General features: G+C 54.9%; 30 protein-coding genes, 2 tRNA genes and 3 pseudogenes. 13 read left to right on the top strand and 22 right to left on the bottom strand.

Features of this window, described 5'->3' with window-relative positions:
* Nucleotides 1-474 precede the first annotated feature (474 nt).
* The 3 genes from AC07W5_RS27600 to AC07W5_RS27590 all read right to left on the bottom strand — a co-directional run bounded on the left by AC07W5_RS27600 (nucleotide 475) and on the right by AC07W5_RS27590 (nucleotide 2,290).
* A complete protein-coding gene (locus AC07W5_RS27600; protein ID WP_494991281.1) occupies nucleotides 475-726 on the bottom strand; it encodes a hypothetical protein in 252 nt (83 codons plus the stop codon).
* A gap of 48 nt (nucleotides 727-774) precedes the next feature.
* Nucleotides 775-1,587 (bottom strand): class I SAM-dependent methyltransferase, encoded by an 813-nt coding sequence (locus AC07W5_RS27595; RefSeq protein ID WP_495012759.1) that lies wholly within the window; start codon nucleotides 1,585-1,587, stop codon nucleotides 775-777.
* 460 nt (nucleotides 1,588-2,047) lie between these two features.
* On the bottom strand, nucleotides 2,048-2,290 hold the full coding sequence (locus AC07W5_RS27590; RefSeq protein ID WP_494991279.1) for a hypothetical protein: 243 nt from the start codon (nucleotides 2,288-2,290) through the stop codon (nucleotides 2,048-2,050).
* Between the two features lie 389 nt (nucleotides 2,291-2,679).
* Between AC07W5_RS27590 and AC07W5_RS27585 the strand changes: the two genes are divergently transcribed.
* Nucleotides 2,680-3,093: a DoxX family protein gene (locus AC07W5_RS27585; RefSeq protein WP_495012758.1), complete on the top strand. Its 414-nt coding sequence runs from the start codon at nucleotides 2,680-2,682 to the stop codon at nucleotides 3,091-3,093.
* Nucleotides 3,094-3,238: 145 nt separating this feature from the next.
* Here the strand turns inward: AC07W5_RS27585 and AC07W5_RS27580 are convergent, their stop codons facing one another.
* From AC07W5_RS27580 to AC07W5_RS27570, 3 genes are all read right to left on the bottom strand, one after another.
* Entirely contained in the window at nucleotides 3,239-3,430 is a 192-nt protein-coding gene (locus tag AC07W5_RS27580; RefSeq protein WP_495024683.1) for a DUF2188 domain-containing protein, read from the bottom strand.
* Between the two features lie 201 nt (nucleotides 3,431-3,631).
* Entirely contained in the window at nucleotides 3,632-4,033 is a 402-nt protein-coding gene (locus AC07W5_RS27575) for a hypothetical protein (RefSeq protein ID WP_495012757.1), read from the bottom strand.
* Nucleotides 4,034-4,041: 8 nt separating this feature from the next.
* On the bottom strand, nucleotides 4,042-4,698 hold the full coding sequence (locus AC07W5_RS27570; RefSeq protein ID WP_495024682.1) for a VOC family protein: 657 nt from the start codon (nucleotides 4,696-4,698) through the stop codon (nucleotides 4,042-4,044).
* A 179-nt stretch (nucleotides 4,699-4,877) separates the two neighbouring features.
* On the opposite strand from AC07W5_RS27570, the gene AC07W5_RS27565 reads away from it, so the two are divergent.
* Nucleotides 4,878-5,036, top strand: a complete 159-nt coding sequence (locus AC07W5_RS27565; RefSeq protein ID WP_495024681.1) for a hypothetical protein — start codon at nucleotides 4,878-4,880, stop codon at nucleotides 5,034-5,036.
* 113 nt (nucleotides 5,037-5,149) lie between these two features.
* Here the strand turns inward: AC07W5_RS27565 and AC07W5_RS27560 are convergent, their stop codons facing one another.
* From AC07W5_RS27560 to AC07W5_RS27550, 3 genes are all read right to left on the bottom strand, one after another.
* Nucleotides 5,150-5,542 (bottom strand): VOC family protein, encoded by a 393-nt coding sequence (locus AC07W5_RS27560; protein WP_494991274.1) that lies wholly within the window; start codon nucleotides 5,540-5,542, stop codon nucleotides 5,150-5,152.
* A 196-nt stretch (nucleotides 5,543-5,738) separates the two neighbouring features.
* Nucleotides 5,739-6,134 (bottom strand): hypothetical protein, encoded by a 396-nt coding sequence (locus tag AC07W5_RS27555; protein WP_495024680.1) that lies wholly within the window; start codon nucleotides 6,132-6,134, stop codon nucleotides 5,739-5,741.
* A 379-nt stretch (nucleotides 6,135-6,513) separates the two neighbouring features.
* Nucleotides 6,514-7,230, bottom strand: a complete 717-nt coding sequence (locus AC07W5_RS27550; RefSeq protein ID WP_494991272.1) for a metallophosphoesterase — start codon at nucleotides 7,228-7,230, stop codon at nucleotides 6,514-6,516.
* 234 nt (nucleotides 7,231-7,464) lie between these two features.
* Here AC07W5_RS27550 and AC07W5_RS27545 point away from each other — a divergent pair, with 234 nt between their 5' ends.
* Complete coding sequence (locus AC07W5_RS27545; RefSeq protein WP_495012754.1) at nucleotides 7,465-8,007, top strand: DinB family protein; 543 nt, start codon at nucleotides 7,465-7,467, stop codon at nucleotides 8,005-8,007.
* 70 nt (nucleotides 8,008-8,077) lie between these two features.
* Here the strand turns inward: AC07W5_RS27545 and AC07W5_RS27540 are convergent, their stop codons facing one another.
* A complete protein-coding gene (locus tag AC07W5_RS27540) occupies nucleotides 8,078-8,413 on the bottom strand; it encodes a hypothetical protein (RefSeq protein ID WP_494991270.1) in 336 nt (111 codons plus the stop codon).
* A gap of 979 nt (nucleotides 8,414-9,392) precedes the next feature.
* Between AC07W5_RS27540 and AC07W5_RS27535 the strand changes: the two genes are divergently transcribed.
* Both AC07W5_RS27535 and AC07W5_RS27530 read left to right on the top strand, forming a co-directional pair.
* Nucleotides 9,393-10,073, top strand: coding sequence for an SOS response-associated peptidase family protein (locus AC07W5_RS27535; RefSeq protein WP_495024679.1), 681 nt, complete (start codon nucleotides 9,393-9,395; stop codon nucleotides 10,071-10,073).
* Nucleotides 10,074-10,302: 229 nt separating this feature from the next.
* Nucleotides 10,303-10,518, top strand: a complete 216-nt coding sequence (locus AC07W5_RS27530; RefSeq protein WP_494991267.1) for a hypothetical protein — start codon at nucleotides 10,303-10,305, stop codon at nucleotides 10,516-10,518.
* A 674-nt stretch (nucleotides 10,519-11,192) separates the two neighbouring features.
* On the opposite strand, the gene AC07W5_RS27525 is transcribed toward AC07W5_RS27530, so the two are convergent.
* Entirely contained in the window at nucleotides 11,193-11,528 is a 336-nt protein-coding gene (locus AC07W5_RS27525) for a hypothetical protein (protein ID WP_494991266.1), read from the bottom strand.
* On the opposite strand from AC07W5_RS27525, the gene AC07W5_RS27520 reads away from it, so the two are divergent.
* Nucleotides 11,431-11,700, top strand: coding sequence for a hypothetical protein (locus AC07W5_RS27520; protein WP_495024693.1), 270 nt, complete (start codon nucleotides 11,431-11,433; stop codon nucleotides 11,698-11,700). The two genes, AC07W5_RS27525 and AC07W5_RS27520, sit on opposite strands and share 98 nt — an antisense overlap.
* Nucleotides 11,701-12,247: 547 nt before the next feature.
* On the opposite strand, the gene AC07W5_RS27515 is transcribed toward AC07W5_RS27520, so the two are convergent.
* Both AC07W5_RS27515 and AC07W5_RS27510 read right to left on the bottom strand, forming a co-directional pair.
* Nucleotides 12,248-12,847: a trypsin-like peptidase domain-containing protein gene (locus AC07W5_RS27515; RefSeq protein ID WP_494991716.1), complete on the bottom strand. Its 600-nt coding sequence runs from the start codon at nucleotides 12,845-12,847 to the stop codon at nucleotides 12,248-12,250.
* A gap of 968 nt (nucleotides 12,848-13,815) precedes the next feature.
* Entirely contained in the window at nucleotides 13,816-14,349 is a 534-nt protein-coding gene (locus AC07W5_RS27510) for an NADPH-dependent FMN reductase (RefSeq protein ID WP_495012749.1), read from the bottom strand.
* 201 nt (nucleotides 14,350-14,550) lie between these two features.
* Here AC07W5_RS27510 and AC07W5_RS27505 point away from each other — a divergent pair, with 201 nt between their 5' ends.
* The 4 genes from AC07W5_RS27505 to AC07W5_RS27490 all read left to right on the top strand — a co-directional run bounded on the left by AC07W5_RS27505 (nucleotide 14,551) and on the right by AC07W5_RS27490 (nucleotide 16,456).
* Nucleotides 14,551-14,733: a hypothetical protein gene (locus tag AC07W5_RS27505; RefSeq protein ID WP_494991264.1), complete on the top strand. Its 183-nt coding sequence runs from the start codon at nucleotides 14,551-14,553 to the stop codon at nucleotides 14,731-14,733.
* 494 nt (nucleotides 14,734-15,227) lie between these two features.
* The gene (locus AC07W5_RS27500; protein WP_494991262.1) at nucleotides 15,228-15,434 is read left to right on the top strand and encodes a hypothetical protein; all 207 of its coding nucleotides are present in this window, start codon (nucleotides 15,228-15,230) and stop codon (nucleotides 15,432-15,434) included.
* Nucleotides 15,435-15,731: 297 nt separating this feature from the next.
* Nucleotides 15,732-16,010 (top strand): DUF2790 domain-containing protein, encoded by a 279-nt coding sequence (locus tag AC07W5_RS27495; RefSeq protein WP_495024678.1) that lies wholly within the window; start codon nucleotides 15,732-15,734, stop codon nucleotides 16,008-16,010.
* 305 nt (nucleotides 16,011-16,315) lie between these two features.
* A complete protein-coding gene (locus AC07W5_RS27490) occupies nucleotides 16,316-16,456 on the top strand; it encodes a hypothetical protein (protein WP_495024677.1) in 141 nt (46 codons plus the stop codon).
* 109 nt (nucleotides 16,457-16,565) lie between these two features.
* On the opposite strand, the gene AC07W5_RS27485 is transcribed toward AC07W5_RS27490, so the two are convergent.
* Complete coding sequence (locus AC07W5_RS27485; protein WP_494991259.1) at nucleotides 16,566-16,793, bottom strand: hypothetical protein; 228 nt, start codon at nucleotides 16,791-16,793, stop codon at nucleotides 16,566-16,568.
* Nucleotides 16,794-17,150: 357 nt separating this feature from the next.
* Here AC07W5_RS27485 and AC07W5_RS27480 point away from each other — a divergent pair, with 357 nt between their 5' ends.
* The gene (locus AC07W5_RS27480) at nucleotides 17,151-17,459 is read left to right on the top strand and encodes a YoqU family phage-derived protein (protein WP_495024676.1); all 309 of its coding nucleotides are present in this window, start codon (nucleotides 17,151-17,153) and stop codon (nucleotides 17,457-17,459) included.
* A gap of 402 nt (nucleotides 17,460-17,861) precedes the next feature.
* On the opposite strand, the gene AC07W5_RS27475 is transcribed toward AC07W5_RS27480, so the two are convergent.
* From AC07W5_RS27475 to AC07W5_RS27460, 4 genes and pseudogenes are all read right to left on the bottom strand, one after another.
* Nucleotides 17,862-17,948: transfer RNA gene (locus tag AC07W5_RS27475), tRNA-Leu, on the bottom strand.
* Nucleotides 17,949-18,266: 318 nt separating this feature from the next.
* A pseudogene (locus AC07W5_RS27470) lies at nucleotides 18,267-18,428 on the bottom strand (GNAT family N-acetyltransferase); the annotation flags it as partial.
* 366 nt (nucleotides 18,429-18,794) lie between these two features.
* A complete protein-coding gene (locus AC07W5_RS27465) occupies nucleotides 18,795-19,145 on the bottom strand; it encodes a BON domain-containing protein (protein WP_494991236.1) in 351 nt (116 codons plus the stop codon).
* 221 nt (nucleotides 19,146-19,366) lie between these two features.
* A pseudogene (locus AC07W5_RS27460) lies at nucleotides 19,367-19,720 on the bottom strand (NAD(P)H-dependent oxidoreductase); the annotation flags it as partial.
* Here AC07W5_RS27460 and AC07W5_RS27455 point away from each other — a divergent pair.
* Nucleotides 19,700-20,101 (top strand): annotated as a pseudogene (locus AC07W5_RS27455) (hypothetical protein); the annotation flags it as partial. The pseudogenes AC07W5_RS27460 and AC07W5_RS27455 sit on opposite strands and share 21 nt — an antisense overlap.
* 128 nt (nucleotides 20,102-20,229) lie before the next feature.
* Here the strand turns inward: AC07W5_RS27455 and AC07W5_RS27450 are convergent.
* The 4 genes from AC07W5_RS27450 to AC07W5_RS27435 all read right to left on the bottom strand — a co-directional run bounded on the left by AC07W5_RS27450 (nucleotide 20,230) and on the right by AC07W5_RS27435 (nucleotide 23,150).
* Nucleotides 20,230-20,303 (bottom strand) — tRNA-Cys (locus AC07W5_RS27450).
* A 454-nt stretch (nucleotides 20,304-20,757) separates the two neighbouring features.
* A complete protein-coding gene (locus AC07W5_RS27445) occupies nucleotides 20,758-21,399 on the bottom strand; it encodes a helix-turn-helix transcriptional regulator (protein WP_495024675.1) in 642 nt (213 codons plus the stop codon).
* Nucleotides 21,400-21,458: 59 nt separating this feature from the next.
* Nucleotides 21,459-22,094 (bottom strand): hypothetical protein, encoded by a 636-nt coding sequence (locus AC07W5_RS27440; protein WP_495012658.1) that lies wholly within the window; start codon nucleotides 22,092-22,094, stop codon nucleotides 21,459-21,461.
* A 159-nt stretch (nucleotides 22,095-22,253) separates the two neighbouring features.
* Complete coding sequence (locus AC07W5_RS27435; protein WP_495024674.1) at nucleotides 22,254-23,150, bottom strand: LysR substrate-binding domain-containing protein; 897 nt, start codon at nucleotides 23,148-23,150, stop codon at nucleotides 22,254-22,256.
* A 97-nt stretch (nucleotides 23,151-23,247) separates the two neighbouring features.
* Between AC07W5_RS27435 and AC07W5_RS27430 the strand changes: the two genes are divergently transcribed.
* Nucleotides 23,248-24,054 carry a phytanoyl-CoA dioxygenase family protein gene (locus AC07W5_RS27430; RefSeq protein WP_495012657.1) on the top strand — a complete coding sequence of 269 codons (807 nt, stop codon included), beginning with the start codon at nucleotides 23,248-23,250 and terminating at the stop codon, nucleotides 24,052-24,054.
* Nucleotides 24,055-24,190 lie beyond the last annotated feature (136 nt).

Genomic DNA, 24,190 nt, shown 5'->3' with positions numbered 1-24,190 from the left:
GGCGTGGCTACATCTCAACTACTTCTTCGACGGGTGAATCGCTTTGGGGAGGAACTTCGTCCTGCTCCTCCCTCGCGAAACCGTCGATTTTGTCTTGCCTGACGAGTCGTCGATTGCCGCACCTTCGAAATCAACCCTATAAGGAATCTGGCCGCAGCGTACGAGGTTATTTATCGGATACTCAGCCCCATCGTCTTCAATGTAAGAATCTCTCATCTACTGCCTCCCTTCTGACAGCTGATCAATACCAGCAAGCGCCCGTTGCCTGGGAAATACTGATCATCAACGCGTTGGAGCCTAGCCGGAAATTTGAAGCTTTGGAGCCGAAAAGAAAAAGCCCGACCAATGACCGCAATGTTGTTCAGTTAAGGAAGTTGTAGGAGCGAGCTCGCTCCTACAGTGGACCACATTCGCTTAACTGAACGGCATTAGGCACAATGACCGGGCATGGAATCCGGGACCTGGGCTCTTACCTCACTGGAGTGCGAGGGTGTAGCTGTAATGCACCTCTCCGGTATCCGGCTTCACTAGCCAGTAGTCATCGTTGTCTTTTTTGAGCCGATAACATTCGGTTGGGTCCTTGGGCATAATGCAACAGATCACTCCATCCTTGACTGTCCAGTGCTCTAGTTGCGCCTCAGAGCCGGCCATCTGGAAAGTCTCGGTACCGTCGGCATTAAAGCTCAATGATTTGCTCAATGAACGCATCAGGGCGCCAGTGGTCACTCTTCATCCAGCCTGCGCCGCCGATAGTGCCTGACACGGCACTGCTCCTCATGCTTGACGCTTAATGGCCGTAAGCGTGTAGCACATAGGTAGCTGCACTTGCTGATTTTCGTAGAGATCGTACATCTCCTCGCGATTGGAGTGCGGATACTCCTTCAAGTGTGTGATCTGAAGCCCGGCCTCTATTGAACCCGTGACGATGTCACCCATCTGATGGACAAACCAATAGAACGGAGAGATCTTCGCCTCGACTTTTCCCTCATAGACAATCGCGTTGTCTTCGACAATGGGCTCCACACGGAAATAGGAGCTGTGTACACGCAAGGGATCGGTCGACTCCGGATCGAACATCTCGAGGAAGGGATGGGTCTCATAAATCACCAAGGTGCCGCCCACTTTGAGGGTCTTCGCGACATGAGACAGGAAGTCCGCAATATCGGGCATCCAGTTCAATACACCAATCGTAATCAACGCAACATCGAAACGACCGTGGAGTGCGGGCGACAAGCAATGGATGTCGGCTTCTATGAACTCGGGATCATGGGGAGAGAGAGACGCCAGCTCCCGCGCCTGATCGAGAAAAGCACTGGATTGATCAACTCCAACCACGGAACGAGCGCCAAGGGCAAAAAGCGAAAGGCTCTCTCGACCATTATTACAGCCGAGCTGCACCACATCTTTGCCATCGACCCCCACACGCAGAAGCAAGGATGTGATGGTCTGGTCCAGGCATGAAAAATCCGCGCGGCTAACCGAACTTAAACGCGCCTGCCATTGATCGGTATTTTTATGATGTTTGGCAGAGTCATTCCACGCATCCCGGTTGCTGGCTATGGCACTTTTATTTTTTTGCATTTCCATTGCATTCTCCGATCCTGACTGGACATGGCGTTCACTGAGTATTGGCTGCGAGTGACGAGACTCGACTCCTGCGCCTGAAAAAACCGGCCTGAGTATACCCATCGGCCACAGGCCGTTGCACCGCGATGGCGCTCACAGGGGGGCATCGAATGTACAGTATTTGCAGGAAGAAAAAGAAGGGGATCAATGAGCCCTATGCACAGGTGCGCGAGCAGTTGGCCAGATGCGCAGCGATTTACCCGAAGGTCGGCAATCAGACTCATTGATCGTTGCCCAGCTCAATGTTGGGCGGTTTCCATTTAGATAAATGGAGGTTCATCGGCACGCTCACACCTCAACCTGTTTCCTTCAAGGCAGGAGCCGTGCAATTACTTTTTTAACAAAGCCCGCCCTGCGGGTCTAATAACTTTTTGTCCCGGCGTTATGGTCTCTGGAGATAAGCGCCCCTGGCTGATCTGAATCAGCGCAGTCGACCAAGCCATTGATTGGCTATAGCAATACCGAATCGCAAGGCCTCACCATAGGTACACCACTCGCCCATTTCCTCGCCGAGCTTGACCCAGTCTTTTCCAGCCTTGAGCCAAATAGTAATTCCGATAGGCGACATGCTTTTCGGATCACCCCAGATGAAGTCGATCTTTGCTTGTTCTCCGTTTGGATGGATGTAATCCACGGGATAAGGCCTTTCCACAACCAAATGCATGGAAATCTCCCTGATCCGGCCCCGTGCCGGGATAAATAGAAATAGACCACGCACTCAAGTCATGCCAGTTGCAGACCGCCTCGCCTTTACGCCCCCCCGGAAATGACAAAGCCCGGCGCGGGGCCGGACTTTGTCGACTCCAACAACAAATGCGCACTACCCCTTCGGTAGCGTTAGTTGATGACTACCATCACTGAATAAAGGCGGTTACTCCATAGAGCACACCGATGCACAAGCATATACCCGGCTCGGAATTAGCACGGTCTTACAGACTCATGCATTGTTCCGAGAGCAGGCTACCAATCAGCTGCTAGTGTTAAACGTACGCGCAAGGTCCCCAATACCAGACTTGCTTGTGCGTCCTCTCTCACGTCCACAGGCGGAACACCATGAGATACAACCTGTTCGAGAATCAGAGAAACGAGATCATCCTGCTCGCCCGTATCCTTCTGATGATCCTTTTCATCATGTCCGGCTGGGGCAAGCTGACAAACTTCGGCGGTACCGTTGCTTACATAGGCTCACTTGGCGCGCCCATGCCCATGGTCGCCGCGGGGGTTGCAGTCGTCATGGAGTTCTTTGTGGCGATAGCGGTCATCCTGGGCTTCTACACCCGCCCACTCGCCTTTCTCTTCGTCTTGTTCGTACTCGGCACCGCGCTGATTGGGCATCACTTCTGGACAATGGTTGACCCGGAACGCGGGGCCAACATGATCCAGTATTTCAAGAACATCAGCATCATGGGCGGCTTGCTGCTGCTGGGCATTACAGGTCCGGGCAAATACTCGATTGATGGCAGATAGCGGTGCGCGCGGCTCGGGAGCCCCCTCACCGGGATCTCTTGCGCTGCACGATCGTAGCCCCCTCACGATAGCCGGTGATCTGCTGGTGCTGGCAATTAAAAAGCCCCGGCATGGCCGAGGCTGGAGAAGTGATTCAAAGGTCGAGCTATCGGGTATCGGCCGACTTTTTCGACCTGACTTTGTAAGACGGCAAAATGGCCGCATAAGCCATGGCTTCTTCCCGGGTGCCGAAGGATCCGAGCCGGTCACCTTGCGTGCACACTTTCCAGGGGCCGTTGTTTACACTGATCAATTCATAACCGTTGATTTGCATCTTGCTAAGCATTGGAGCGCTCATAGTCACCTCCATTCAGGCAAAGATAATCCAGGGGTGCCGAGATCACCTTATACGCTGCTTACCCCTGATGACGATGCTCAAGCTCCATAAAATCAGATAATCGGCACGCCGGGTCCTGATGCATGGGCCGTCGAGTCGGCAAGGGAAGCCGCCTGACCCGCCCTCGCCCTTTTCACCGAACACCTCGGGAGAACGACAGGCCTACAGTCGGTCGGCCTCCTTGATCATATTGGCAGCGAGCTTAATGCCCTGGCTTTTTGCATCTTCGAAGCTTTTATAAATCGCTTTTTCATGAAGATTCTGAATATTGTCCTCAGAGTACTTCACGGTAATACGAAGGCCTTTGGGGATTGGATCACCTGGATCCCCCCATTCGAAATCAATCATCGCCTCTCTGCCGTTTGAGTGGACGTAATTAAAGGGGGACGGCCTGTCTACTGGTGCCATTTCGTTCTCCCGGATATCCAGTGATTGCCCAGTCTTAAGCATTAGTCCACAACCAACCATCACGCCACTCTGACGAGGATTCTTGTCGCCACAGCAAAACAGAACAAACCCGTTCGCCTCGGCATGACGGTCGTGAAACCAGGTCAGCGGACGCACCAACGGCGTCACCAGTTCATTATCATCGGTAAACCAGGCCTGAAATCGTATGTCTGGCCGCTGACCTCACCGTCGAAACCGAGAATCAGCATGTGCTCAGCGCCATAACAAATTTCAAATCCTTCCATCTGATTTGCGCAGATTGCAGCTGTAGAAAAGTTTTCAACCTCGGGGGTCATGATGCGAACTGACGTGATCTCGCGTAAACCTTGCGGATGCTCTAGAGGCTGCGCTCTCTCGATTGGCAGCTGGTCGGGGCGCTTGGCAAAAGAGAGGAAAAACCACATGGGCTCCGAGATTGGCGCACTCCCGACATCCACCTTCAACCCCGCCGGCAGGTAAGCAGGACGATACTCCCACGAGGCAAAGCCTGGCTTGCTTTCGACGCCCGAGGGCCTGAAACAGACTCCAAAGGGGGACGCAATGCCATCTCTAGACGTCAGGCGATCAAAGAGTCGGGTTGGGGCGCTTAGATGGCTTTGAGCTTCCAGGGCATTGTGAAGATACAAAAACTCAATGAATGTGTTTTGAAAGAAAAACCTGCGATTTGCAGTACCCTGGCCTGGATGTGTATTCGGGGAGCCCTCAACAAGTCCAAAATTTGTTAATGCGTCAGCTTCTTGCCCGTTGCCGTCTACGCAAATAAATAGGTGATCGACTTCCATTAAAAATCCCTTTTAGTGCTCATGATCGACTGATTCCAATTACGCGGTAACCATTCAGCAATATCATGTGCCGGATCATCGTCGCGGTACGGAGGCTCTGCGCCAGGAACAGCAACAGGTAGCGGCACTTCTGGCGCGTGATCACCAAGCTGCCCGCCCAGCGATCCCGGAAGCCGACCATGACAGCCACCCTGTTCACCTTGTATATCCACTACTGCACCGCCCAAGGTAGCGAAACCAGGCCGCTCAGCCAGTGGCGCACGCTCGAAGAGTGCATGGCCCAGATCGCGATGTACCACGCCGTGGTGCCCGGTAATTACTCCATGGAGTGCAAGTGATGCAAATCGTCCTGACTCAAACCTGAACTACGCGCCCTCGCCAGTACTGCCGTTGAAGAGACCAGGACCTTTCGGTGGCTACGGTCGCCTCACCGATTACCCACTACCTCGACTTACTGCTGTACCGGTGTGCAGAGTTCTACCAGCGTCCCGTCAGGGCATCGAACGTAGGATACGGTTTGCCCCCAGGGCTTGGTGCTTGGGGCAGAAATTTCAGTGGCGCCCGCGTTCAGCGCTCTGGCATGAGCGGCCGGAACGTCCTCGGTAACCAGGCCGACTTCGATTCCGAGCGGTTTGGGGGAAGAGTGTGCCGGGACATGGCCGGTGCTGAAGTTCATCGCGGCGAGTTCATCGGCAGCGAATGCCAGCGCCGTTTCTCCTGTTTCGAGTTCGCCATAGGTGGCGGACTCATGGAGGAACCGAACGTTAAGCCCGAAGGCGGACGAAAAGAACTGGAGTGAGGCAGCAACGTCGGGGACATAGATGATCATGTAGCCGAACTTCATGGACGAACATTCCTTGTCATGCCAATTGAGCGGCGAATCTAGCATATTGAAGCCAGGTGCTTCATCAGGCTTTCGTCCATCCCATTGCTTTCGACCCAATACCGCCTGTGACGACTTGTGGGAGCGGCCAGCGCCGCTGCTTCGAGCGTGCCCAAAAAATGAGGGGCGACTGCGCCTGGCGTTCGCGAGAATTCCTTTAAGCGTGCTGGAGCCGAACTGAATTGTCTGGAAACTCCAGATAGAGGGGCTTCTTCTTGTAGATAACCTCAAAGTCAAACCCATAGATGTTGCGGCCTATTTCATAATCAGGGCCCTTGCTCTCTATGTTGTGCGTTGCGATTGTCAGCGCCGTTCCGATACCGATAACCGCCCCAATGCCTGAACCGATGGTCGGGGTAACTGCGCCGATACGGCCGACTGTGTAGACCCAGCATTTGAAACCAGCCGACTTTATCAACTTCTCGGTGTACTCAACGGCCGACTGGTAGGCACTGAACGGAACCTTGCTGATCTTGAAGCTTTCTTTATTGCGAATTTTTTGCAAAATTTCTTCAGTCGAAATTTCGTGGTAGTTGCAAACGTTAGCATCCATAGTGACACCCTACCGAAAAATGTGGCTGGCATTCCAAACTATCGGCTGATTTATCAATGACTTTAGCGATTGGATCCTAAATCCTCAAATAGCCTGTTTCAGCGGGGGCAGTTGCGACGTCGGCCAGAAATCGAAGACGTGCACGCTTGAACAGGTTGGGCTGACTTGGGCAGCAACCGCTCTCGTAAATGTCGTAGCTCAATGGGTAGGTCTGACAGGCTGCCGCCAAAATCGGCAGGCAAAAAAAAGCTGCCTTAAATGGCAGCAAAAAAAAAGAGCACGCGTTGTGTTGCCTGATTATAGCGACCGGACTGTTACAAAATGATGACGAGCTTTTTGCTGGTGGAGAGCCCCGGAGTACGGTCCATGCCTCCCAAATTCAATGAAGTGTTGGGTTGATCGGTGGCATGCATTCGAGCGTTGCCAGGTTGAGCAGCGTGAAGTGGCCATCCAGCCAGCCGGCGGTATCTATGTGATAAACGTTTCCGAGCACTGCCACCTGGCGCAACGGGGTATGCCCGGCAACAACCGCGCGAACGCCTGCAACCACTGACCGGTCCTCATACTGAAGGCGATGGCGCGACCATTGGCAGATTGCGCTCAAGTGATCTGCCTCGCTATTGCCAAGCTCGATCGCATTAACCAGTTCTGACCAGCTACTGCACGGGCAATCAGCGTGAACCAGCCCCACCAGCCCGGCAGCAGTCTCGACCTCGATCAGTAGCGGCAAATCGCTGAAAATGCTTGCGTAACAGCCTTGCTCGACGCCGGAAAGGGCGTAAAACCATGCGCCACCATTGATGTAGTGAAGGGCGCACTGACTGCTGCCCTTACCGGCTTCGTACGATTCGATCGCCATCTGCTCATGATTGCCGCGAATGGCATGAAACCACGGTTTGCGCAGTAGCCAATCATCCACTTCGAGCGATTCAGGCCCGCGGTCGACCAGATCACCAACGCTGAACAGCCGGTCCACGGCAGGATCGAAGCCAGCGGCATCCACAGCGGCCTGTAACCGGGTGAAGTGACCGTGAATGTCGCCAACGGCAAAGTCGCGACCCGTGGTGTTGATTTCAAAACGCTTGATCTTGCTCATATCGCCACCCCTACTCCTCCAGTAGACCTTTTTCCAGCCAGATCATTTGCGACTGGAGCAACGATTGCAGGTAGTCAACTGCCGAGACTTCCCAACGCTTAATGTGGTTCGAGTGCGCCCCTCTGGCAAGCGTCCCGCTATATGATTGGCAACCAGCAAAAAACAGCGCATCGAAGCGCTGTCACCGGGCCAGGTGAACGTCCAATGATCGCCGCGCCTTCCAGGAGGATAACAGTGAGCCGCACCAGCCATGTCTGCCTTATGGCAACCTATAACGAGTGGATGAACGCCAAGATCTATGCGGCGGCCAGACGCCTGTCCGATGAAGAACTCTCAGCCGACAGGAAAGCATTCTTTGGTTCTATTCTCGGAACGCTGAACCACGTGACGGCCGCAGACACGATCTGGCTAAAGCGATTTGCCAGGCACCCAGCGAACTACTTGGCACTGGAACCGGTACGGCAGCTTCCTGACCCGAAAAACCTCGACCAGTTACTGTTCGCAAATATCCGGGAACTCTCAAAGCATCGAGCGTGGCTCGATCGAGTAATAATCCAATGGGCTCGCTCGATTACAGAGCCCGATTTAGATCACACCCTTCATTACTCAAGCATGAAAGGGGTTGCGGCAGACAAGGGCTTTTACAGCCTGGTCATGCATTTCTTCAATCATCAGACCCATCACCGAGGCCAGGTTACGACCCTGCTTTCACAAGCGGGTGTCGACGCAGGTGATACGGATCTGGTCGCCCTCATCCCATCTGAGCCCGATGCGTAACGACAAAGCCCGGCGCTGGACCGGTCTTTGTCGTGTCAACGCAAAGGGCGACCCGCAAACACAAACACCACTACAAACAGTCACGCAGTGACTTCTTCAGAGCGTTTGACTTGGCCCATGGCGGGCCTTGGTAGAGCGATACCCGACTCCCGTTCTTCGACTTCACGATATCGAGAATCTCATCGGCCGTTACAACGCTTGGCGCCGTGATCCGGTATCCATTCGTAATGTCGGACTGAGTGGTTTTAGGGACCTCGTGCTGCCAGGCAGGCAGCACGCACATGGCGTAGTCTTTCGGTGCCTTGGTCGTGAACTCACTGACATTTGGCTCGCCCGGCACCAAGGATGCGGGCAACGAACACCCGGCCAACATCACCATCGCCAGCGCCCCAATCAAAATCCGCATAGTGCTTCCTCGTTCTGAAAGTGGCGGACTGTATCACTGCTTCCGCGCACTTGAGAAAACCCGCTGCAGGAACGACAAAGCCCAGCGCGGGGCCGGGCTTGCTCATCACGTCGAACTTAGTGTTTCGGAGCTGCCTTGAGGCTATCCAATCGACCGCTCTCCAGCAAAGCCTTGTACTTCAATGCATCTGCTTCACTGTGATAGACGCCTACCAGAACATCTCCTTGATATACATCCCACATTCTGACTCCCTCTCTACTTGAGTCATGAGACATGTGATGCTCATCGCGTTCTTTGACAGTAATGACCATTTGCGCATCCCCCGGATTGAGGTGGGTAAGGTATTTTTTACTCCAGTAATCTCCAGGATTCCATACCGAAAATCTGTAACCGTCTGCCCAGCATCGTTTTGCCTTTCAGACCTTGATCCCCCAGTCCAAAGCCTGCGAGCCCAAGGACCTGCACCTCCTACTAAAATAGTTTTGGTACGACCAAAGAAGGTGCAGTGCCTTGCTGTCGAGGCTCGACCTTTCAATTGGCATGAATGCCGGCCAGAAACCTCATTAACAGGGGGAAATGGAATGAACAAAAAATCATCACCAAAAAACAAGTCCTTGGTTTTTATATCAATTTTTTCTATCTGCCTTTCGTTTATTGCAGGATGTGCACATAAACAGACTGAGGGGCTCGCTACAACTCCAACCGGGGGCTCCAGCTGCTACGCAAAAGCAATGCCCACTGTTGGAGAGGGGGGCCTGGCATGGGGTTCCAATCTGCAGCAGGTACGCACCTCTTCAATGGACAATTGCAGACGCTATGCAGGTCGATCAGGTGGAACTCCGAATACCTGCAAGGTAGTGCAAGCCCGCTGCAATAATTGATCTTCCGCTCTATTGGTTTCACTGCAGACGGCAGGTCCAATGAGTCACAGGCATGCGCTCACTGCAGCTAAGCTAAAAGATAGGCTGGAGGACTTGCCATGTGCGGAAGGCTTTCACAATATCGGGGCATCCACGACTTCGTTGCCGCGCTGAGTATGCCCAATGCGCTGGTCAACACTGTGGGCGACCAGCCAATCGAACGGTACAACGTCGCGCCCACTACCCAGGTTGTACTTCTGCATCTGGAAGGCGAAGCACTGCATGCCGACCTTGTTCGCTGGGGATGGCGCCCGCACTGGGCAATCGACAAGCCGCCACCGATTAATGCCAGGGTCGAAAAGGTCGCGCACGGCCATTTCTTCCGGGCGATCTGGCCACACCGTGCCATTACCCCAATCGACAACTGGTTCGAGTGGATCTATGAAGGTGGCTCGAAGAAACAGCCCTACCTCATCCGGCGCCGTGACCGCGCACCGATACTCTGTGCGGCCATCGGGCAGTATCCCGCCGGCGGCCGTGAACCGAGGGAGGACGATGGCTTCGTGATCATCACTGCAGAAAGCGTCGGAGGATTGGTCGATACCCAAGACCGGCGGCCGGTCGTTCTGACACCGGAGCTGGCCCGGGAATGGCTCAACCATTCAACACCAAAGGAACGTGCCGAACAGATACTCCTCAAGCAAGGCGAGCCACCTGATACCTTCGAATGGTTCAAGGTCGACATGGCTGTGGGCAATGTGAGAAACCAGGGGGCAAAACTGATCAAGCGGGTGTCTTGATTTCTCTGAGCGGTCAAAAGATGGCTTATCCAACTGCACTCGGCAGTTCAAGCAGGCGTCGCTACCGGGCTTGCGGCAGTCGGGCCATGCATGATTGGGCCTCTCTGGTTTCGCGAAATAGCCGATCGTCTCCATCAGCTTTTTTGTGCCTGCGATTCAGGCGCTATAGGTGTCCGGCGCTTCCATGGTAGCTTTTTATTTCCACACGAAAAGGCCCCGGAGGCCGGACATGACTGATAAATCTGCCGAGTACGCTCGGGACACGCTTAATGCGCTCATCGCTGGTGGATACGCCCAAGGGTTGATTCAGAATCGCCCCGGAGAGACCGGCCTTCGGCTTGATATGGAGATCCTTCGCAGCCTTGAAGCCCAGCTTCGCGAGTACTACTCGACCGGGCCTTATCAGCCGTCGCAGATGGCGACATCGCTCGACATTCGGATGTGAAGTAGTGAGATACAAAGACGTATGCGGAGGCAAAGGCTTCTGCATACGCTTTGGCCCCTCCCTATCTACAGCCGACATGGATCTGTTTCATGTGTCGGTAGCGACAAGACGCCTGTAACCAGTCGTAGTCTCTCAAATGGAGGCTCGCCGGTGCTGGCACCAATCCCGGCACATTCGACTAGTGGTACTTGAGCGTGAAATCCCACCTTCCTACGATATATTTACGCAGTTGCTTAAATGCTCCTGCAACTGCGTGGGTGGTGAGTGACCTGAACGCCTACCAAGCTCGCCACTCGCTTCATGCGCATCTTGAGCCTCAATGGCTCTACTTCCTCCCCATCAAAGAGCTTTGAGGCTCTTTTTTGTCCTGTACAAAACCCCGAAACGACAAAGCCCGGCACCAGACTGCAATGCTGTTCAGTTAAGGAATTTCTGGCTCCGCACATTCCCCGTAGCAGCTGCCGAAGGCTGCGTTCGGCTGCGTAGCGGTCGTAAAATCAGGCACTGTGGTGTTACAGGTTGACCGTGGTTGCATGATTTGCGACTGCTGCGCAGCCGAACGCAGGCTTCGCCAGCTGCTACGGATCGCGTCGTCGCCTTAACTGAGCAGCATTGCAGCACCAGACTGAGTTTTTTTTGTAACCGTACAGGACGACCTGCATACAGAGGCGCCGCTACAAACAGTCACGCAGTGACTTGTTCAGAGCGCCTGACTTGGCCCATGGCGGGCCTTGGTAGAGCGATACCCGACTCCCGTTCTTCCACTTCACGATATCAAGAATCTCATCGGCCGTTACAACGCTTGGCGCGGTGATCCGGTATCCATTCGTAATCCCGGATTGAGTGGTTTTAGGGACCTCATGCTGCCAGGCAGGCAGAACGCACATGGCATAGTCTTTTGGTACCTTGGTCGTGACCTCACTGACACTTGGCTCACCCGGCACCAAGGATGCGGGCAACGAGCACCCGGTCAGCACCATTCCTGCCAACACCCCGATCAAAACCCTCATGGTTATTCCTCGTCCTGAATATGGGAACAGTGGTAATCGTCTTTATCCGGATCGGACCACGATCGTCGATGCGAGCACGTCGCCAAGTCGTTTCCGTGAGCCGAAGAAAATGAATATCCAGTCAAAAATATTCAGGAACGGCGTCGTGATGTTGCGCATGCAAGATGGATAGAGACTGCAATCGACTACCCAGACTGGCCAGGTTTTTGGGCGTCTGGTACCCGCTTTGGGTATTGCTGACTTCCATGCTTCGTCACTCCGTTGATACATAGATATGGAGTTATCGGCACGGCCTTGGCAATATTTAATGTCGTGATCGTCTGTATAGCGACAGAAGTCTGAACATCTCTGGATATCAGGTGTGTCCAGCCATGCAACAGGCCGCCCCCTTGCGCCTGTACAAATCGCCAGTAACCCGAAAACAAAGGCACCAAAGGTTGGGTTTACTGAGTGGCCGACGGCGAAGGTCGAGCAGGCGGCTTGAAGCCGCCTGCTGCGGATGGCGTGGAATCCGCACGCGGAGGTCTGCCGGAATTGAAAAAGCACTATTTGATATGCGCGATCTTCGAGCCAAGGCCGCTACCGACAGAGAAGCGTCAACCGGGAGCATCAGGGCGCGCGCGACCAGCTCGTGCATACCACGATTGGCATGACCGAGCAGTACATCAGGATGCGCAAAGGGATGAAGGTCCCTCCAACAAACCGGGCAATGGCTAAAGCTACTTCGCGGCATATTTCGTGCCGTGCGGATCGTCAAGCTTTGCCTGCAACAGCCCCCACTCGCGCTGAATGATCGAGTAAGGGATAAAGACACTGATCCTCTCAGCGCTCTTTACGTCCAGCTGCACGCTCACATTGTTCAACGTGGTGGAGTAGAAACCGACATTGATGCCGACAACACTGCCGTCACTGGCGATAACTGGCCCGCCTGACATCCCCTGGATCAGCGGGGCATCATGGATGGCATAGAGATCACCGCTGTGTTCAGCGGTATTGGAGAAAGGCGTTTGATACACCTTGCCTTTCCCGGTGGCGGTCGCCAGGTACGGGCTTGCCCCCACGGCAGTTATGGACTCGCCCACACGCGGTGCGCGCCATGATGGGTAGCGGCCGTTGGCCTTGTGCTGAATGAAGACGAGGTCGCAGCCTGTGCTGCAGCTGTATTTCACGTTGGAGATGAACGGGGTGTGGCGAGTGGTGACGGCGTAGTCCTCGTTCCATTGCACGGCAGAAGCCATGTATAGATACGGAAAAGGAAAGCCTGAAAAGACTAAAAAGTATGAATTGTTAGTAGGCCCCGAAAAGTCGGGTTCTACCATACCGTTGCATCCTGCAGTTACAACTCCTATTAAAAAGCAGGCAATGATCTTGATCATTATGTATCACCAACTTACAGGGAGAATGTGACTGTTTTTTGTTGTCAATTTTTTGTCTTTTGTCGAACCCTAGTTCTCCTTACTGCTTGTCCTAGTTAAGCGCTTTGTAATTTATGGCTGAGTTTTAATGGCGCGTATGAATGAATCGTGCTAAGGCCAATCGCTTTACGATCCATCCAGATGAACAAATATTTGGCGCCTGAAAAATGGCAGAAACTTGAAGTAAAAATAGTAGCCTCTATGGGCTCCCTGATAAATAACGACGGACATCGACTTCGCCATACTTGCACGCTAAAGCACTGATTATTCTGGGCTTTTCGGTTCCATTGTTTGGGGGTTTGAACTCTGTAAATCGACAGACTTCATAACTATCATGAACGCATCCCACGACCATCTTGGAAGTGATCCAAAACCATTATGGAAGTTCTCCATTACTACTACCGAAGTGCTCAACCACTATTACGGAAGTGTTCCATAACCAGCCGCCCCCTCCTCCGGGGTCCTGCCGACCAAACATCATCAATCAAATCGGTGTTCTTGTTTCTGTGTTTCCCGGAATTCCGTGAAGAACCAAAAAAGCCCGCACTTGGCGGGCATCGATAAGCGTTCAGCTATCAGCAGTCTATCGACTCGATGAATTCGGGCAAGGCCATGGGCTTGCCTCGTTCATGGGGTGTTTTCGTAGAGCGTTTTATTCAGCGTCGCTCGAACGACATTCGAAGTCTCACAGCAGGTTATCTGCCAGTACCAGCCCATCATCGGTGATCGATGATTCTGGTGAAGAGCCAGTCAGCGACATCAGGGGCTGGCGCGAAGCTAATCGGGTAGCCGTCGCCCTCATTGAAGAGGCCAAGGCCGGTCGATTAGTCTCATATCCGTTCACCGTTTTTCGATTTCAGACAGGACTAGTACTAAGAAAGACCGCCCTCAATTTGATTTTTGAACGCGCCCAAGGCCGAGACGATTTGCTGACTGATCTCCGAGCTCGCAGCGATGTCCGACTCATCCATTCCTTTCGCCAGCAGATTTACTGTTATCGAGGCAGGCTCGACAATAATCGCGGACATTGTTTCCAGTACCAACCTAAGCGCCGCCTGGGCGTGACTCGCTCGAGGTGATGCGTTGAAAAGTGCTACCGGCTTACCGGGAAAGTCCTGGCTGGCTACGAGCCAATCCAGTGCATTTTTGAACGACCCCGGTATTCCGCGAGCGTACTCAGGGCACGAAATGAGAATGCCGTCTGCCCTGGCAATAATCCCGCGCAGCTCTGCGACGATCTGCGGAGGATCGTCCGCCAGATCCGGATCGAAGTGAGGTAATTGACCCACCTCCAGGTAGTGCTTGATCGACATCCCTTCAGGGCTAAGCATCTCAGCAGCACGCAGTAGCGCGGAGTTTGAAGAGGCTGCACGGAGGCTTCCAGAGACCGCAAGCAATTGCACCATGTATAACGTTCCATGACTTAGTGGGCTGGTGAATTGTCGCATACACGAGCCAAAGCCATCTTAAGCGTGACAGCATTGCCGATCGGTAGGCGCGTTCGATTGCCTCCAGTCGGGTTGCCTGGCTGTCATGGCATTTCTCGGGGCTAAAGTTAGTGGTGGATTGTCGGCATCAGTGATGCTTCATCTTTCGAGGACAGAACCATGCGCACGACTGAAGATGCGATAATTGCGGCAGCAAGACAGCGCGCTGCAAGCCGGGGAGAAAACGAGGTCATGGCTGCGGCCTCAGCACTCGAACTCGTGGCAGCTCTGAAAAAGTCTTTAACGGGAGACAAGTACCAGGAGGCGCTCGAAAAACTGTATCTCGAGTACACAGCCCCCTGATCTACCCGTACCGCACTCATCTGCGGCACACCTATTGGTCTACCGACAGCATCACATCAATCAGCTTCTGCTCGCCCAATCGGAACAGGGCAAGCGATTGCATGTCCTCGGTCTTCGGGCCAACGCCGTACACCTCGATACGCCCCCTCTCTGAACGCAATGCCAGCACGCCGACCGAACACGGCTCAAGCTCACCCGACTCAAGGTCGTCAGCAATCTTGCGCAGCGTGCTGACGGCATCTGGCCAGCGTTTCGACGATATCCATGCTCACCGGCAGTACGTGGCGGATGCGCAGTACGTTGCCCATGAATGACTCCGCACCACCATTCGTCGCTTATGAAAACGTGGCGCGGTATACGCGACCATGCCTGGCTTAAGGATTGCTAAGTACGCCCGTAGCGGCCCCGGAACGACGTAATTCTGACGCGGCGGCAATCAAAATTAACCTTTAAGGACCCCAGCGATACGCTTGGTCAGTCACCGGAGATGTAACGTGTCAACCCTCAATGAAATCGCAGCGAACCACGCGAGAATGGCTAAGGCAAAGGAAGAAGAGTCGACCGGGCTGAGTGAGCGAAACCTTCAAATAGTAGGTAGCTTCGAAATCCCATCCATTGATGCGCAACAGCACATTCCACTGCACCTCATCGCCGGAGTGCAGGACAACCACCTCGGACAAGCAACTGGTTACTTGCTCTGACTGCGCTTGATCTCAGTATCGATTGGGTTAGTCGCCGGCTTGTCGCATGCCATGCAGTGCTCATAGTTCAGCGTGCGGCAGAGCCAGGCTTTCATCCGATGCCAGTACGTGCCACCGAGACAGAAGCAGGGTTTAAAGGACGAATGGTCGAGAGCGTCTAGCACGGGGAATAGCCAGCCTTTACACGCAGCTCTGGCAAAGCCGGACAGGGGGCGTTCGTCGGGGTGGGGTGAACTTCATCCTCATCGACGGTCACATGAAGTCCATGTAAGCGAACCCCAGCAGAGGAACAGCCTTATGCAAATGGCCTCAGTTGTCAGTGCGGTGATTTCCAGTCTCGCACCAAGTGTATTCGCCCAGAGCGGCCAGCAAGACCCCGGTGCGAGCATCTCCGCCGTGGACTACCACTACGGGATGGAAATCGATGTGCAGAAGGTGCTGCAACGCACCGACACGTCCCAGAAGACAGGCGTAGTACCGGTGACCCTGGTCTACGAGGACAGCGAGGGCGAGGTGCACAAGATCCGTTTCCTCGAATGGGGCGGGAGTGCAGCGAGCAACACCAGCATTACCTGATCAGCCCTGTCGATAGGGGTACAGGCCACGCGCCTCCTCGGTGCAGGCAAGTACCCCCGACTCGCTCCTGTCGCAGGAACTCGTCCACCGCCGCGCACAGCCCGAGTTGGTCCAGCCAATGCCCGGACAGGGCCTGAGGCTTGCGCCCCGATCTTTGCCGTATCACGACGCAGAATCACGATTAGCCAAAAACTGTCGCGTCAGCTCGAAGATACCGCGCGCCAAGAAGCGCTCAAGCCCATCAAAGAACACCCCCTTACTTGTCGCATCCGGTCACGGAGGGCGGCGCCTACTGGAGATTCACTATGAAAAAGATCGTTGAGGTCAAGGATGGCTTGGCGCAAGCGCTGGCCGATGCTCACCTGCAGATGGTTGAGCAAGATTGCCAGGGCTTCGACTACAAGATCGGCGAGTTTCGCCGGTTGAAGGTTTGCATCGTGGCGTAGCAGGAAGGGCTCGGTGTGATGGATACACTGGATATCGACGGTGAACTGAATTTCACAGCGTTCTGCGAAGCCTGACCCACCCTCACCTATTGCGCTGAATGCTGTCAGTTCATGCGTTTTTGATCAGGTCGTCAATCAGACGCCTGGCCTCCTTGATTGCGAACACCTTGGCATCTTCGTAATTTGACCAGAGATTGTCATAAGTCACTGGCGCAAGAGCAGTTTGGCCCTGTAACACTTGTAGCTTCGTTGTGATTCCGTTTTGGCGTCGATAGAAATCAATCACGAACTGATGGTCGCGATAATCAGTGGTGAACATCGGCAATAACTCTGACATACCACCTCCTTGATCCGGCCTTATGCCGGGCCATCAACCAATAGCCCACAAACTCACATCACGCCTGCCTGAAAGCCTGATGCCTGGTCGATGGCACGATTACTCATCTTCATCTAATCGGAACCTGCTCAAGACAGGGGATCCCGGCAGCTTGCTGGTCTCCACCTCAACATGCCTCCCGCCACAGTGCTCGCAATTGAAGACCTGGCCGTCGATATCCTCGTCAAAGCAAAGCTCTACGGACGTATCTTGTTTGCATTTCTGGCAGATGAGCTTTCTCGTCATGGCTGTAACCCCTGAGAATTTGACCGCCATGAGCTTAGCCAACTTTTCCTATGACCACCGAGACACATCCTCATGCCCACAGAAAAAAAACTCACTCTGAAGCAGCAGCGCGCCGAACACCTCAACCAGGCGATCCGGATCATTGCCGACCACGGCCGCCGCTTCTTCTACAGTCAGGCCAGCAATCGCTACGCCAGCATGTACGTCGATCAGCTCGGCAACGTCTGGCTCATCGACGACTACAGCGGCAAGCGCATCTTCTCGCATGAAACGGTGCGGGGCGGTCGGTGGCGCGGATTCACCCACGGCGGGACGCTGCGCCGGCTGGTCGAGGAGTTCCGCGATTACATCCGTACCGACGAGCCGCTGAGCCCGTTCTAGCTGGGCCCCGAGAGGTCGTTCGATGACAGCAACATCTGGGGTTACGACACTGAGGGAATGCGTGCCGTACGTGAGCAGGCCGGCGCCCTTCCCGTCTTCAGCCAGCTCGAGCAGGTGGCGGCATGACGGTTGTGAATGCCTATGATCTGCGCTCAACTACAGGACGAAGATGGATGCGCAGCATATCCGGGCGGATCATTTGTGGGTTCAGCAAGGTAAGACAGGCGCTAAGCGGGGCATACAACCGTCATGATGACGGAGCACTAAATCAGGAAGCGAAAAGGCATGAAAGTCACCCCTACGAAATGACCAGCGGCACCGAATTGCGGAGCAGATATGTTTTTTTGCGGAGCAAACAAGAAGGGCCTGCATGAGGTATCTCATGCAAGCCCTTGATATGTATGGTGCCCGAAGCCGGAATCGAACCGGCACGCCCTTACGAGCGGGGGATTTTAAGTCCCATGCGTCTACCAGTTTCGCCATTCGGGCGGTAGCGCGGTGAAGCGGCCGAGAACAGGTTAATAACGATTACGCAGTCCTGGCGCTTGTGCAGCAAGGGAGGAAATATATACATCCCTTCCCCTTGAAGCAAGGTCGCTGACGTCAAATGCAAGACAAAATCCTGCTTTGAAGCTCAAATAAAAAAGATCCGTAAATCATTGATCTACGGAGCCTATTTATAGTGGAGGTCGAGGTCAGAATCGAACCAGCGTAGGTGGATTTGCAATCCATCTACGAAAAAACAAGCTATTTCAATAGGTTAGCATGAGCATCGTTCCGCAACCAACTGATTTTCAAGGGTTTGTTCGCGTAAAAGATCGCAGACTCATCTCGGGTGATGCGTTCTGCAATGAAGTCGTACGATTCCTGAATATTGGAGGGCTGCCCATAAAATCCTCTGTAGACATCGAAGAGTTTCGCGATTTTATCGACACAATCTACGTCAGCGCGTACGACTTGAACGTCCATGACTTCCACTCCCTGTTACCTGGATTAATAAAGTCGAAGGATTGTATCTGCCCTATCCACGGCTGTAGCAAGCCCGGATTCATACCCGCAAGCGACTGGCCAGCGAGGGTCGAATCCGCTCGCGACACGACAGAACGAGCGCTGGCAGCTTGATCTATACCAACGCGGCAAGGCATTACGCTGGAGCCTACAGGCATTCAACCTGCCGACGCCCGGCAGATCGATGGACTCCACCTCACAGCAGATCCCGCTCTTGTGCTACACGCGGTGACAGCATCGTGGTCTGTTAGTCCGTGGAAGTCCTCGATCTGCATTGCGCCCCGCTCCCCCCCAACCAGGAGCGCGGCGCTGGCAAGGTCGTCATCGTCACTTGTCGTCCGTCTTTGCTGACGATTGTGGCCGACTCTCAGTGCTCTCTTCGGCGTTGGGAGCTTCTGGAAAACTCCCTGGCGTGAACACGTGGGTCTGCAAGTCGCTGGCATCGACTTCGGCGACACCATGAACCGAACGGGCCAGACCTATGGCCTGCTCACACTGCCTATGGGTGTTGACACGGCCGCTCAACGCCACCGTGCCCGCATGGGTTTTGACATTGACATGCAGACCAAGGGCCGGCTCGGAAAGCGCCAGGGCCGATTTCACCTTGGCGGTAATCCATGCGTCGTGAACGGCCATTTCCAGACCATGAGAGTAATGCTGGAAGGAGTGAATTTTCATGACAGGACCCTCTCTTGCGTAATCGAACGTACTTTGCGTCCCATTTACTGTGCTGCCCTGTGCTTGTCAGACGAGCGCTATGGAAACCTGATTCGTTCTGGAGTGCTCGCCACACAAACAAGGACACAGACTAATTATAGTGCGGCCGCTACGCTGTGCCCGTGAATGTCCGCCTTGGTCGCTCTGTACCAGGCGCAATACCTGCAAAGCGCCCGTCGCTGCCGATCCCGGCCGACAGAAAACGCCCAGCCATTGGCGAACACTCGATCGATCCATCCCTTGAGAAGCGCCGGCATCGACCACCAGTAGACGGGATAGACCAGCACAAGGGCATCGGCGCGATCGATCCTCTCCTGCTCGGCGACCACATCGGCGGGGGGCGGCGCCTCCTTGTGATGGACAGCCAGATCAGCCGCGGTGAACCGCGGATCGAACGCTTGCGCCGAGAGGTCCGCGATTTCAAAGGAGTTGCCGGGATCGGCCAGGGTTAAGCCATCAGCGACTTGCGCAGCGAGGCTACGGGTAAGGGACCGGGGATCGTGATGAGCAACAACGATGAGTGCGTGCTCCTCCAGGGCAACGAGATACCCGGCGTGATCGCGGCGCCGGCCAGTTCACCGGAGCTCGAAAAGATCAAGCGCGAGTACGAAGCGGTCTTCATGAACAAGTGTCGGATTGCCCTCTCCCCCTTCACCAGAGAAGGTGCTATCGCGCCCGCGGGTCTTCGGGCGATGCTCGGTGCGGCCGAGGCCCTGTCCCATGCCGCCGCAAACGGAGAAATCACACCCGCGCAGGCGCAGGACGAACTCTTCGAGACGATCATCGCAATGGTCGATAGAAGCGCGCGCGGCACCCATGGCGTCGCAGAGGCCAGCAGGCTGGGCGACCAGGCTCTGTACGGCCCCCCCTTGAAATGCCTGAGCGATACGACCTCACCGACCCATCTCGGGAAATGATCAAGGATCCAATCACTCAGGATCGGAGAACGGGTCACCGACGAGACAACGACCGATTGCGGAACACTTCACTTTCCGGCAGGCAATAAAAAACCCCGTAGATCATTGATCTACGGGGTTTTCAAGAGTGGAGGCCGAGGTCGGAATCGAACCGGCGTAGGCGGATTTGCAATCCGCTGCATAACCATTTTGCTACTCGGCCTCAAACGCTCGATGCCATACAACGACATCAACCGTATACAAACTGGAGCGGATACGGAAGCCAAGCTAACGACCCAAACCTTCATCCTGCAAGCCGCTTGTAGCCAAGCGCCTGAGCGATGGGCGGCATTATGGAGAAGAAGACAGGACTTGGCAACCCCCTGAATTCTAAAAGATTTAACTCTCCTCTCAATTCATCGATTCGCTGTCCGATGCAGGCAAAAACAATGGCCTCACCCTCCTCCATAAAGCGCCGTGACTATTGCGACAGCACCTGCTGGAATGAGGTATCGATAACCGGGATTGGCTTTCTTCGCCCAGAGGTCGGCATAGTCAGCTGCATCGAGCGCATGTGATCCAGCACCATCCTGGCAACCGCTCGGTGTTGTGCTTGTCGCAACCTGCCGAGGAGTCTTTTTAAAGCGCCGAGTTTGGCGACACCCCTGGCACGTGCCTTACAAGAGAGATTTGTCGCTTGAATCCGGCGGCTTGCGGTTCAGGTGAAAGCGGCAGACCTCGCCCCCGCGCACCATGCATTCGAGGTGTTCCACCTCGCCGCCGCCCAGCGCGCCGATGAGCGCCAGATCAAGCTGGCAGACTTCAGGGTGGGCTTTGGCCAAATGATGGAACACACAGTTGTGGGCGACTATTTCCTTCTCGCCAGAGGAACGGAAAAACACCTGCGATTCATATCCAACCTGATTCATGTGGCTGACGATCCGCTCTTCGTCTACGACCGCTTGCTCCATTCCCGCGGCCATTTTCTGACCGAGGCTGCGCATCAATCTGACCAGATTGTCGTGGCCAATGATTTCGGCGACCTCGCCAATCAACAGATCGGCCAGCATCTGGTATTGCCGTGGAAACAACTCCCGGCCGGAGCTCGAGAGCAGAAACAACTGCTGAGGGCGTCGGCCAGTAGGTCGGGTTTCGCCACGCAGGATCAGACCGTCCCGCTCCAGCGCGGTCAGGTGTTGTCGAATGGCGGTACGCGTCACCTGGAGGTGGCTCGCCAGATCATCAATACTCATACCCGCCGGCTGATACAGCAGTGCTGACAAAAGATCCTGCTGTGTACGACCCATCCCCTGCAGCATTGTGCAACCTCACCGCTTTTGCCAAAAAAAAAAAGGGCGCTTGCGCGCCCCGTCCAACGTCAGAATTTGTCCGGAAACTGTTTGACCAGTGCTGCACCCAAAGTGTCTGCAAGGACCTGCATATGTTGCCGCATCGCCGCCCAGGTTCGGGCTTCAGCGGCATAGTCCTTTTTGCCCAACTGATCAATTTGCGCGATGTGATGCCCGCCGTGAGTGCTGAGCATGGCGACCAATGTCCCCTCCGGCAAGTTGGGGTTGGCCGAGGCCAGGAAATGCGCCAGGGCTTTGGCGTTACTGGTCAGTTCTTCAACGGCGGCATTTTTCCCCTTGGTGTCCTTGGCTACAGAGGCATCGCTGTAATGTTTCACCGCCCCCCAATGCCCGGCGAGCAGCTTCAACAGCTGATCGGCTGCAGGCTGGCCGTACAAGGGTGCAAGGCTATTGGCTATCGAGGTGGCGTTGGTCACCACTTGAGCCACCGCTGTATCCGCCTGCGCGCGATTGCCTTGCTGGCTGGCGACAACGTAGTTTCTGATCCAGAAAATGTGCTCCACCCACAGATCCCGCAGTGCCAGTCGAGTCGTGAGCGCCGCTTCTGGCGCCCCCGCGACAGGCGCCGGGCTTTGAGCGGCGTAACTCCAGACCGGTTGAGCGCAAAGTGCAAAAAGCAAGAAACCCAGAGCTTTGATGTTCATGGCGGGAGACTCGAATTGATGGTTTGTTCAATAACGGTAGTTTCGACATATATATATGTCAATATTGAAAAATGACCTTCCGTCGAGACATTGCCCTGCGTGACAGGATCAAACTCACCAGCCATGCAGTGCAGTCGAACGCAAATGAGCAGATTGACGCTATGGCAGGGTTTCGCTGGCAGCCCAGCGCATGAAGGCTTCAGCGACCTGTGACGGGCGCATTGCGCTGGATTGGGCGAGCACTACGCGCTGCGGCTTGACGGCTTCGCGCAGCGGACAACAGACAATCGGTTTACCGTCGTAACTCTGATCACCTGCCGGACGGGTGCAAGACAATGCCACGCCATAACCATGGGCAACCAGGCCGCGCTGCATCTCGAAGGTCTGGGTGTATTGCTGCGCCATTGGATGCAGATCGTGCGACCAGAATAGCGAGAGGAAGTACTCTCGCGTCTGCGCAATGTCTTCGAGAATCAGACATTCGCGCGCCAGATCAAAGAGCGATACGTCCTCCTGCGCTGCCAACGGGTGATCGGCTGGCAGCAAGGCATAGGGTGAGAGTTGAGCGAGCACTTGCCGCTCGGTCAGCGGATCGAGCCCCAACTCATAGGTCAATGCCAGCTCCGCCTTGCCTGCGTTCAAGGTGCGATGCACACCCGCCAGATCGGTTTCGAACAGCGTGATCAACACTTCTGGGTGCTGCGCACGAAAGCCGGCCAGTAATCGAGGTGCGAAATAAGGTCCCAGGTCCTGAAAGCAGACCAGCGTCAGCTGTCCACGTAGCGTTTGCCGGTCACTATGTTCCTCGGTCATCGCCGCCGCCAGATTGAGAATGTCCCGCGCGCCCCCCAAGAGGCGCTGCCCTGCCGGCGTCAGCTCCAGCCCGCGACTGACCTGGCGCCGAAACAGGCGCTCACCCAGCACCTCTTCCAGCTGAGAAATGGCCAGGGACACCGAGGGTTGCGATACATGTCGCGCCCTTGCCCCGGCACTGATGCTTCCATGCTCGGCGGCGGCAACGAAGTACTCCAGCTGGCGGAACGAAAAACCTATCATCTTTTCCTATACTCAAGAATAAGAAATATATAGTTTTCCTATTCAGGCTTAAAAGCAATACTCCTCGCACACCGCTAACACCAGAGGAGCAAGTCTGATGATGTCCGATGTCGAGGTATTTCAGCGAGATGGCGCTGTCGTCCTGCGCGGTGTCTTCACCGACTGGATCGAACGCCTGCGTGAAGGATTCGAACAGAACCTCGCGCAACCCAGCCAGTTTGCGATAGAGAACGTGGGCAGCGGCGAAAACGGTCGCTTTTTCGAAGACTACTGCAACTGGCAACGTATCCCGGCCTTTACCGACTTTGTCATGAACTCACCGGCAGCGGGGATCGCGGGCCACATCATGCAGTCACACCAGGTGCAGGTCTTCCACGATCACATCCTGGTCAAAGAGCCCGGCACCTCCAAACCAACGCCCTGGCATCAGGATCTGCCGTACTACTGCGTGGATGGATTGCAGACTGCCAGCTATTGGATTCCGCTTGATCCGGTGACCAGACTCAACACCCTGAGCGTGGTACTCGGCTCACATCTGTGGCCTAAACCGGTACGACCGAAAAGCTGGGCCAGCAATACGAACTTCTATGGCGAGACCCATTCGACAACCGGGGAAAGTGTCTTTATGGACATGCCGGATGTGGATAACGGCGACTTCAGAATCCTCTCGCCGGAATTGCAACCGGGCGATGCCGTGGTGTTTGACTTTCGCACTGTGCATGGTGCCGCGGGCAACCAGGGAACCGGGCGCAGAAGAGCGTTCTCGACCCGCTTCATCGGCGACGATGTGCGTTACATCGCGCGCCCCGGGCGCACATCTCCGCCCTTCCCGGGGATCAACCTGAAAACCGGCGACCGTATGCGCGAAGACTGGTTTCCGGTTGTCTGGCGCAAAGACGACTGAGACGACTGCACACGCCTGCCCCCTACCTTCATCGCTCGCCTCCCCGGGAATCAGGGAGAAGGAGTTGCACACCATAGATACACGGTTCCGAGATTGAGAGCTTTTGCTCAGCAAAATAAAAATAAAATTCCCAATC

The organism is Pseudomonas sp. GW821-FHT01E05 (genome assembly GCF_059422425.1).
Note: the sequence above shows the minus strand (reverse complement) of the source record. Positions and strands in the feature narration are given on the sequence as shown.

Bases quoted from the DNA above. Each gene is read 5' to 3' on its own strand.
- AC07W5_RS27490 (WP_495024677.1), top strand. From the start codon at position 16,316: ATGAAAAAGATCGTTGAGGTCAAGGATGGCTTGGCGCAAGCGCTGGCC.
- AC07W5_RS27565 (WP_495024681.1), top strand. From the start codon at position 4,878: ATGACAGCCACCCTGTTCACCTTGTATATCCACTACTGCACCGCCCAA.
- AC07W5_RS27465 (WP_494991236.1), bottom strand. From the start codon at position 19,145: ATGAAAATTCACTCCTTCCAGCATTACTCTCATGGTCTGGAAATGGCC.
- AC07W5_RS27505 (WP_494991264.1), top strand. From the start codon at position 14,551: ATGCGCACGACTGAAGATGCGATAATTGCGGCAGCAAGACAGCGCGCT.
- AC07W5_RS27510 (WP_495012749.1), bottom strand. From the start codon at position 14,349: ATGGTGCAATTGCTTGCGGTCTCTGGAAGCCTCCGTGCAGCCTCTTCA.
- AC07W5_RS27560 (WP_494991274.1), bottom strand. From the start codon at position 5,542: ATGAAGTTCGGCTACATGATCATCTATGTCCCCGACGTTGCTGCCTCA.
- AC07W5_RS27570 (WP_495024682.1), bottom strand. From the start codon at position 4,698: ATGGAAGTCGATCACCTATTTATTTGCGTAGACGGCAACGGGCAAGAA.
- AC07W5_RS27440 (WP_495012658.1), bottom strand. From the start codon at position 22,094: ATGAACATCAAAGCTCTGGGTTTCTTGCTTTTTGCACTTTGCGCTCAA.
- AC07W5_RS27535 (WP_495024679.1), top strand. From the start codon at position 9,393: ATGTGCGGAAGGCTTTCACAATATCGGGGCATCCACGACTTCGTTGCC.
- AC07W5_RS27540 (WP_494991270.1), bottom strand. From the start codon at position 8,413: ATGCGGATTTTGATTGGGGCGCTGGCGATGGTGATGTTGGCCGGGTGT.
- AC07W5_RS27485 (WP_494991259.1), bottom strand. From the start codon at position 16,793: ATGTCAGAGTTATTGCCGATGTTCACCACTGATTATCGCGACCATCAG.
- AC07W5_RS27550 (WP_494991272.1), bottom strand. From the start codon at position 7,230: ATGAGCAAGATCAAGCGTTTTGAAATCAACACCACGGGTCGCGACTTT.
- AC07W5_RS27445 (WP_495024675.1), bottom strand. From the start codon at position 21,399: ATGCTGCAGGGGATGGGTCGTACACAGCAGGATCTTTTGTCAGCACTG.
- AC07W5_RS27495 (WP_495024678.1), top strand. From the start codon at position 15,732: ATGCAAATGGCCTCAGTTGTCAGTGCGGTGATTTCCAGTCTCGCACCA.
- AC07W5_RS27595 (WP_495012759.1), bottom strand. From the start codon at position 1,587: ATGGAAATGCAAAAAAATAAAAGTGCCATAGCCAGCAACCGGGATGCG.
- AC07W5_RS27435 (WP_495024674.1), bottom strand. From the start codon at position 23,150: ATGATAGGTTTTTCGTTCCGCCAGCTGGAGTACTTCGTTGCCGCCGCC.
- AC07W5_RS27580 (WP_495024683.1), bottom strand. From the start codon at position 3,430: ATGAGCGCTCCAATGCTTAGCAAGATGCAAATCAACGGTTATGAATTG.
- AC07W5_RS27555 (WP_495024680.1), bottom strand. From the start codon at position 6,134: ATGGATGCTAACGTTTGCAACTACCACGAAATTTCGACTGAAGAAATT.
- AC07W5_RS27480 (WP_495024676.1), top strand. From the start codon at position 17,151: ATGCCCACAGAAAAAAAACTCACTCTGAAGCAGCAGCGCGCCGAACAC.
- AC07W5_RS27515 (WP_494991716.1), bottom strand. From the start codon at position 12,847: ATGGTAGAACCCGACTTTTCGGGGCCTACTAACAATTCATACTTTTTA.
- AC07W5_RS27430 (WP_495012657.1), top strand. From the start codon at position 23,248: ATGATGTCCGATGTCGAGGTATTTCAGCGAGATGGCGCTGTCGTCCTG.
- AC07W5_RS27585 (WP_495012758.1), top strand. From the start codon at position 2,680: ATGAGATACAACCTGTTCGAGAATCAGAGAAACGAGATCATCCTGCTC.
- AC07W5_RS27590 (WP_494991279.1), bottom strand. From the start codon at position 2,290: ATGCATTTGGTTGTGGAAAGGCCTTATCCCGTGGATTACATCCATCCA.
- AC07W5_RS27530 (WP_494991267.1), top strand. From the start codon at position 10,303: ATGACTGATAAATCTGCCGAGTACGCTCGGGACACGCTTAATGCGCTC.
- AC07W5_RS27525 (WP_494991266.1), bottom strand. From the start codon at position 11,528: ATGAGGGTTTTGATCGGGGTGTTGGCAGGAATGGTGCTGACCGGGTGC.